General features: G+C 62.0%; 6 protein-coding genes and 2 pseudogenes. 6 read left to right on the top strand and 2 right to left on the bottom strand.

Annotated features, from left to right (window positions below; all coding sequences use genetic code 11):
- Positions 1 to 113: 113 nt before the first annotated feature.
- The 6 genes and pseudogenes from HV796_RS46190 to HV796_RS44855 all read left to right on the top strand — a co-directional run.
- Positions 114 to 442 (top strand): annotated as a pseudogene (locus HV796_RS46190) (transposase); the annotation flags it as partial.
- A gap of 701 nt (positions 443 to 1,143) precedes the next feature.
- Complete coding sequence (locus HV796_RS39280; RefSeq protein WP_175233159.1) at positions 1,144 to 1,584, top strand: hypothetical protein; 441 nt, start codon at positions 1,144 to 1,146, stop codon at positions 1,582 to 1,584.
- Positions 1,585 to 1,968: 384 nt separating this feature from the next.
- The gene (locus tag HV796_RS39275) at positions 1,969 to 2,175 is read left to right on the top strand and encodes a hypothetical protein (protein ID WP_175233158.1); all 207 of its coding nucleotides are present in this window, start codon (positions 1,969 to 1,971) and stop codon (positions 2,173 to 2,175) included.
- Positions 2,176 to 2,507: 332 nt separating this feature from the next.
- The gene (locus HV796_RS39270) at positions 2,508 to 3,008 is read left to right on the top strand and encodes a hypothetical protein (protein ID WP_175233157.1); all 501 of its coding nucleotides are present in this window, start codon (positions 2,508 to 2,510) and stop codon (positions 3,006 to 3,008) included.
- A gap of 384 nt (positions 3,009 to 3,392) precedes the next feature.
- Positions 3,393 to 3,602, top strand: a complete 210-nt coding sequence (locus tag HV796_RS39265; RefSeq protein ID WP_175233156.1) for a hypothetical protein — start codon at positions 3,393 to 3,395, stop codon at positions 3,600 to 3,602.
- 379 nt (positions 3,603 to 3,981) lie between these two features.
- Positions 3,982 to 4,391 (top strand): annotated as a pseudogene (locus HV796_RS44855) (SET domain-containing protein).
- A gap of 160 nt (positions 4,392 to 4,551) precedes the next feature.
- On the opposite strand, the gene HV796_RS39260 reads toward HV796_RS44855, so the two are convergent.
- Together HV796_RS39260 and cueO are read right to left on the bottom strand one after the other, a co-directional pair.
- Entirely contained in the window at positions 4,552 to 4,755 is a 204-nt protein-coding gene (locus HV796_RS39260) for a cold-shock protein (protein WP_175233160.1), read from the bottom strand.
- 847 nt (positions 4,756 to 5,602) lie between these two features.
- Positions 5,603 to 7,147 carry a multicopper oxidase CueO gene (gene cueO / locus HV796_RS39255; RefSeq protein WP_217478171.1) on the bottom strand — a complete coding sequence of 515 codons (1,545 nt, stop codon included), beginning with the start codon at positions 7,145 to 7,147 and terminating at the stop codon, positions 5,603 to 5,605.
- Between the last annotated feature and the right edge of the window lie 598 nt (positions 7,148 to 7,745).

Genomic DNA, 7,745 nt, shown 5'->3' with positions numbered 1-7,745 from the left:
GGATGAAGCATACTTCGCCATGCTGCCAGCGATAAAATCGGCAGCTTGATTGCCTCAGCGATTCCACTTAAAAACTCGCGGATCCTGTCCGAACGAATGAGGCCACCTCTGCCTACCGTCCGAAGAGACGCACCCGCTACAAGACCATGACCCTCGAAACCGGCGACTTCATGCGCCGCTTCCTGCTCCATGTGCTGCCCTGTGGCTTCCATCGCATCCGGCACTACGGACTGCTCGCCAACCCGGTGCGCTGCGCCAGTCTCGTGAAGGTGCGCGATCTGCTGCACGTTGCACCCCAGATCAGCCCGTCACCAGACGACGCCACCATTGAAACCCGGCCCGTCTTCACCTGCCGGCACTGCGGCGCACCGATGATCTCATCGACATCCTCGCGCGTAGCGCCCCCACCCGCGCACCACCGATGCGCCGGGTTCAGACATGAGCATCGCGATTCTTCGATCCACCTGTCGAACGTCGGCGCTGCGGCAACACGGCCCACGAGCGCACGTTTGCGCGTCGCTTCGCGAAGCGACGCGCAACCCCACGTCATCATCGCGATCGCACCGTAGTACCGCTTCCTCACCGAGTCAGTGCCCGTGCGGCATCCCGCCTGAACCCGCCGCATCCCGCACCGTTGAGCATCCGGGCATATCAATCGTCATAGCCGCGAAGACGTCAAGCGCATCCGGGCACTCCTCAGTTTCCTCCATCGGGGGCTTATTCGACGCCTGCCGACATGCGCGGAGGCACACACATTCCTGCGGCCAATGGCGGGCATCGAATAACCCTTAACGACTTCTGCCGCATGCGCTGGACGCTGAGCCTCTCAACTCTCAATGCGCGAATGACGTCGGCTTCGCACGCCGATTGACTACTACTTCCAGTTCATCTTGAGTGGCACTGTCGAGAAACTCGTCTTATCTGTGTATCAACGAGTCCCCGGTGGCAACTATTGCGGGAAACAACCGAGGGCTTCGAAAGCCGGCCCACACGGCAGTCGGTAGTTGGCAGCAAGTCAGCCACTCTTGAAACGGCTGAAGCCGCCCCAACCTCGCGTCGCAATCCGACAACCCGGACGCTCTCATGTCAGGCACAAAGCCGTCTCGGCCGCCAGCGCCCCGCTCCAGGGCACTACTGCTTCCCATGCCCCGCAACCAGGCATCCGACCTGATACTGCGCACCCGCCTCTTTCTCGAGCGGATCCGTAGTGGCCATATCGAGCGCGGGCTGGTCAATCATCTGGCGCAGGTCTGCATCATAAGCGGGTTTGTCGCGCGGGCCGGTCACGGCAGGCTCGGGGCAGAAACATTTGATGCGGTCGAGCAGCAACTCGCACGGTTACTGCTCGACTTCGACGAGACCGGCAGGTGGGGCGACGTGTCCGATCTGCTGCTCGACGGGCTGACCCAGATGGTCAACGAGTATGACCGCATGCTTGGCACAATTCGCCTTGAGATCCTTGCGAAAGCCAGTGACCACCTGGATCGCCTCGTGGCCATTTCAGCGAACGCAGAGCCGCACTGCGCCGAGAGCCGGACTGTCCCTGCTCCCACGCGCGCAGGCACCACCGGAGTCTCCGCATGACTGGCCCTCGCCGCTCTCCCCTAGCCGTAAACTAACGTCGCATCGGCTATTTTGAAAGGCCCCATACCATGGACAGCGATGAAATGTTGCGCACCGTCATGCTGATTGCCGTGCTCGCGTCGTTCGCGCCTTCCGCGTTGCCAGCAAATACGACGCCGCAATCGCGATTCGGCCACAGGCAAGGCCGACCGGCGCACATTCCGTCGCGAGACCCGCGAAAGATCATCATCGGAACATGGTCGCCCGCCACGGGTCGCGAAAGACGCCGGCACGCAAGCCAGGACATCGCAAGGCACGCACCCACCACATGCCGCGCATCGTCACGCCGGAAGGAGACACCCTGCATGTCAGCGCAGGCAAGGCTGATGTCAAGGTAACCCGGCGATGCAATCAGCATTCTACAAGAGCTACTCCATCTGGGGGCATGCCATTCCAGAAGGGGATCGTTACGCGGCGAGTGGCACGATTACCCGCGAATCAAAGGTCGTTGATGCCTCAGGCGTGCTGGGATATTTCACAGCCGAAGAGGACGCGCAGATGGCTGGTCTGGCGTGGGCCAGGGCGTGGATCGATCGCCACAACGGAAGCTAGCCGCCGAGACGGCAACGCACCGCATGATGGCCTGTGGAATAGCCCGTACGATGAGACATGAATACGCCCTATCCGCGATAGAACTGCTGGCGAAATCGACGATTCGCCGCGAGGGCGAACAACGCCAGATCAGTACATAAGATCAAACATGTGACCACCTACCTGCACAGCGATGAGGTCGAACGTGCGCGGCAAATCGGCGATGCCTTCACCGCCAGAAAGTGAGGGCTTCGTGAGCGGGCGCATCTGGCAGCCGGTAGTCCGGCAGCGACTCTTGAAACGGCTGAAGCCACCCCAAAATCGCCTCACAAGCCGACAACCCGGACGCTCCCATGCCAGACACAAAACCAATACGCCTGTCCGCCGTGCACTCGAAGGCGTTGCTGCTCCCCATGCCCCGTCAGCGGGCCTCAGACCTGATACTGCGCACCCGTCTCTTTCTCGAGCGGATCCGTAGCGGCCATGTCGAGCGCATGCTGATCAATCATCTGGCACAGGTCTGCATCATCGGCGGTCTGGTCACGCGGGCGGGTCATGGCAGGCTCGAAACACAAACGTTTGATACGCTCCAGCGGCAACTCGTGGAATTGTTGCTTGAGTTCGACGAGACCGGTGTGTGGCGCGAGTTGCCCGATGCGCTGATCGATGGCCTGACCCGGGTCGTCAACGAGTATGACCGCATGCTGGCCACCGTGCGCCTTGAAGTCCTTGCGAGAGCCAGCGATCACCTGGATCGCCTCCTGGCCATCCCGACGACGGAAGAACCAGACTCCGGTGGCAACGGAACTGTCCCGGCTTCGACACGCACGGGCGCCACGCGGGTCACCGCATGAGCGCCCCTGGCGGCTGTGCGCTGGACGCAAACTCACATCGGCCGCCGCCGGACGCGCATGCCATGGACAGCGATAATGCGGCGAACTGTTTACGCTGATTTTCGTGCTCACCTGGTTCTCGTCGCCCGTGTTTGCCGGCTTCCACGATACCGGCGACGCGGCGACCCGGGATCGGTCAGAGGCAAGGCCGGGTGGCGCACACCCCGGGGCAGGACCGGCGAAACGTCATCATCGGAAAAGCATCGCCCGCCACGGACGGCGGGAGACACCGGCACGCAAGCCTGGACATGGCAAGGCACGCGCCCACCATATGCCGCGCATCGCCACGCCGGAAGGCAACATCCTGCGGGTCAGCGCAGACAAGGTTGATGACAAGGTAAGCCGGTGACGCAGACAGCAATCTACGCGGGCTACCCGATCCGGGGATATGCCATCCCGGAACAGAATCGCTACGCGGCGAGCGGCACAATTGCCCGCGGACTCAGGGTCGTCGAGGCTTCCAGGGTGCTCGGATATTTCACAGCAGAACAGGACGCGCAGGTGGCCGGACTGGAGTGGGCAAAAGAGTGGATCGACGCCCGCAATAGAGGTTAGCCATTTAGACCGCGACTCACCGCGTGATGGCATGCCCTGCCGGACCCGGGATGCCGCATGATGGCAGGCGGGTACGCCCTTCCCTCTGCAGGTCGACCAGCGCAACATCCGTATATAGGATCGGGCAAACATCTTGCCCCGCGACTGAGCGTGCCTCCTCAGGTGCCCGTCGCTACTGCCAGGAAAACACCGCAGCAGTACCGGTCGCGAACCGTGCTCCACGCGCTGCGGCGCTCAGCTCGCCGCGATGCGTGTGATCGCATTCCCGCGTGCCGCGCCATCAACCAGGCGAATGGCGAGGTCCCAGCCGCAGCGGTATGCTTCTCGCCCGGCCACAAACCCGAACAACCCGACCGCAATGCGGCCAGGAAATAAAACCATAAGAGTGCGACGCATGGCAGCACGACGTCCATCTGTGCATGGCACAGGACTTTTTGCCCTTCAATCACTTGCGGTTGGAGAACGGCTGATCCAGTACAACGGTGAGGGGACCGGCCATACGTTCGTGTTTGGCCTCTCCGACAGGCGGGTGATTGATGGCAGCTGCGGCGACAACAGTGCCTGCTTTCTCAACCATGCATGCCCCCCAACTGCGCGGCAGTAGAAACGGGCGATCGTGTGTTCATTCATGCCCTCACTGCCATCAGGCGGGGCGACGAACTCCTTATCGACTACGTCCTCGCGGTCGATGGCGACATCACTCAAGACTTCCGAAGCCGGTACGCATGCCATTGCAGCGCCTCCGCCTGTCGTCGATCAATGCTTCGTGACAGTGCGCGGTTACCGTGACGGCTACGTCCCGATCGGGCCGGCCCATCTCACACGAAGTAATACCCCCGCACGAGTCCGTGACTCGTCCAGTCCGTCGGGCAAGTGCATGCTCACGCGAGTCTGACCACTTTCCGACCGCTCGCACCGCCCGACATGACGCGTTCGTGGCGCGAAGCACTTACAGCGGCTTGATGCTACTGGCGTGCTTCCCCTTGGGGCCCTGCTTGATTTCGAAGCTGACCTTCTGGTTTTCCTGAAGCGATTTGAAGCCGTTTGTCTGAATCTCAGAGAAGTGCGCGAACAGATCTTCGCCGCCGTCGTCCGGCGTGACGAACCCGAACCCCTTCGCATCGTTAAACCACTTGACCGTACCTGTTGCCATGTTCTGAATCTTCCTGGGAGAATGGTTGTAGACAACGTCACTGGCCTGCGCCAGACGTGCGGCCATATTTGTATCACAATTGAGGCGTCGCGAAGTCGTCCCGTCCAGGTTTCCTCAACCGGCCCGGCGCCGATCCATCGCATAGTGGGCAATCCGGTTTGTTGCAATTGCCCGTTGAGGCCGGTACGTAGACGCTGTCCGTTTTGAACCCGGAAATGCTTCGCGCTGCGTTCGCTTGCTATCGGCGAACCCGCCGCGCCGCGCGATCGGCCTAGTTCAATTCGGCCAGTAACAGCCCTTCAACGCTCGAGTTCGTTCGACTCGAATCGTGCCAATAGGATCCGTTCGTCACATTGGGCGATGTCGTCTTGGCGTCCACGTCTTGTCGAAGAGGGCTTGCTGCGGTCCGTGAAATTGGATGATCGGGAACACACACGCTCGTCGCTCGCTTTGCGCGACCAATGGTGGCCAACTACATTCGCTTATCGTTCACGATCTCTTCGAGTCTTCCATTCCTGAAGGGAAATTTCCGCGTGCATAGATCCACACCTGAACGACTCCCGTAGCCGTTTTTTGAATGGTCGGGCCGAACACCCGTCGCTGCTACGCGGCGCCTATACGATCTCGGCCTCTGTTCTCGGCAGCCGAGGACATAGAGGAACGCACCGATCACGCCGGTGTGACCATAGCGAAGGCCCACGTCGTTACCCGCACTTGCGGCATGGCGCCGATGTCGATTGCAGCGTCGACGACGACGCCGGCACGAACCACAGCAGCGCGACGCAGTCGAACATCGAGATGAGCTGCGTGGAAGTTAAGGATGCCGACGGGGCCCGCCCCGCGCGCTCTATGCCACCGTAAACTGCGTCATCATGCCGGAGTCCTCATGCTCCAAGATGTGGCAGTGCGCCATGTAGGGCGCATCGGCTACGGCCGGGTGAGGAAAGCTCAGCAGCAGCTCGCTTACGCCGGCATTCGCAATCGGTGCGATGTCCTTCCAGCCAGCGCGATGCGGCTGCGGCGCGCGGCCGTTCTCAGACAGGATGCGGAACTGGCAGCCATGAATGTGCACCGGATGCAGCATCTTGTCCTCGCCTTCAGAAACCCGCCAGCGCAGCACCTCGCCGCGGCCGGCAGTGAAGCCCGGCTCCTTCAGTGCGAAAGACTTGCCGTCAACGCCGTTGAGCGCAAGTTGCTCGGCCATCGGCAAGACCGGTTCACCCTCAATCAGCCGGGTAACACGGGCAACGACCTCAGGTGCGACGGGGCTTGGCGGCGCCATGCCCATCATCAGTCCGGCTTTCATCAGTGGCATCATGCCGGCCTGGTCGCGAAACATGTTCATGACCAGCGTCTGGCTGATTGCGGGCGGCTCTGCCGGCAATGACGGCAACCTCGCCAGCACGTCGGGGAGCTTGCCCTTTCCCTCCACTCCCGTAGGCTGGATCGTTAGCAAGTACAGCGGCGCATCGAAGGGCGGCAGCCGCATGATGGCATCGCCCTCGGGCTGCGCGACCAGGTCGAACGGCTTGCCGGAGCGGCAGTCCACCATCAGTTCGAAGCGCTCGCCCGCGTGCAGGATGAGTTCGTTCATCTTCACCGGACGCTCCAGCAGTCCGCCGTCGGAACCGATGACGAAGAACGAGCGACCGTCCGAGGGTCTCAGCCGATAGCTGCGGGCATTGGACCCGTCCAGCACGCGCAGCCGCACCCAGCCGCGCGCGGTGCGCGCCTCGGGATATACCGCGCCGTTGACCAGCGGCTGGATGCCGACATAGCCGTTGATCGCTGTGATGATGTTCATCGCATCGAAGAAGGCGCCGTCACCGCGGAAGCGGCGGTCCTGGATGATCAGCGGAATGTCGTCGATGCCCCAGCGCGAGGGCAGCGTCAGCCGGTCCGCCTCCTCGTCGTCGATGATCAGCAGGCCGGCCAGGCCCTTGATCACCTGTGCTGCGGTTGTGGGATAAAAATGCGGATGGAACCAGAGCGTCGCGGCGGGTTGGTCGATCGGCAGCGTTGGCCGCCAGCGTCCGCCTGGCGCCACGGGCCGGTGCGGACCGCCATCGACATTGCCAGGGATGACCAGCCCGTGCCAATGCACGGTCGTCGGCTCGGGCAGGCGGTTGGTGAAGTCGATCGTCACGGCCTGGCCGCGCCGCACGCGCAGCGCCGGCCCCAGGAAGGCGCCGTCATAGCCGTAGGTCGGAGTGTTCCGGTTCGAAAGGAAGCGTCGGCTGGCGCTGCGGGCGTCGAAGGCGATAACGCCTTGCGCGTCCGGCATGCGTTCCGGCGGGATGGGCAGGCTAACCCGAGCATCGCTGGCCCAGCCGGGGCGCACCGCCAGCGCACCGAGCGCGGCAAAGGCCTGAAGCGCCTGACGGCGCGACATGGATCTCATTGTCATATCCAGGAAAAGGCCGGCGGGCGGCGTCACGACTTAGAGAGGGTGTTCACCGGCGTCATGCATCGTCAGCGACGGCTTTGAAGCGGCGTACGTATGAGTCATCACCTCGATATAGGCGCTGATACCGGCACTTGCGGCGCGCCCAATCGCGGCGTCCAGCTTCTCGCACACGTTCACGCTGACCAGCCATCGCAACCCAGCGCCTGTGGTAACTGTGCATAACGCCAAGTGGCGATGTCATTGTAGGAGATCGCGACGTTTATGCGGAACAGCATTTTCGATCAAAGAGCCGTCTCTGTTCAGTAACAAAATTACCGGCTTCAGGTTAAGCCAACCGAACTCTTCGAGCGGCGCGACGTGCTTGCCCGACACGTGGCCTCGGCGCTTCGTCGCGACTTGGTCCTCCCGCATCAAGGAGGCAGCGCAATGGCAAGACCACGACGAGACTGGATGCAACTGGTGCTTCAGCGATCTATTGAGTTTCCCATAAAACATGACAACCGATTCGATGCTGGCGCGTTATATCTCTAACGGATTGAATGGAGATACGCGCCATGGCAAAGAAGCCGTTGGACGAGGCAAC

It is taken from the genome of Paraburkholderia humisilvae (assembly GCF_902859855.1).
In the GTDB taxonomy this organism is placed as follows: domain Bacteria; phylum Pseudomonadota; class Gammaproteobacteria; order Burkholderiales; family Burkholderiaceae; genus Paraburkholderia; species Paraburkholderia humisilvae.
This window is presented reverse-complemented; position numbering and strand designations above follow the sequence as displayed.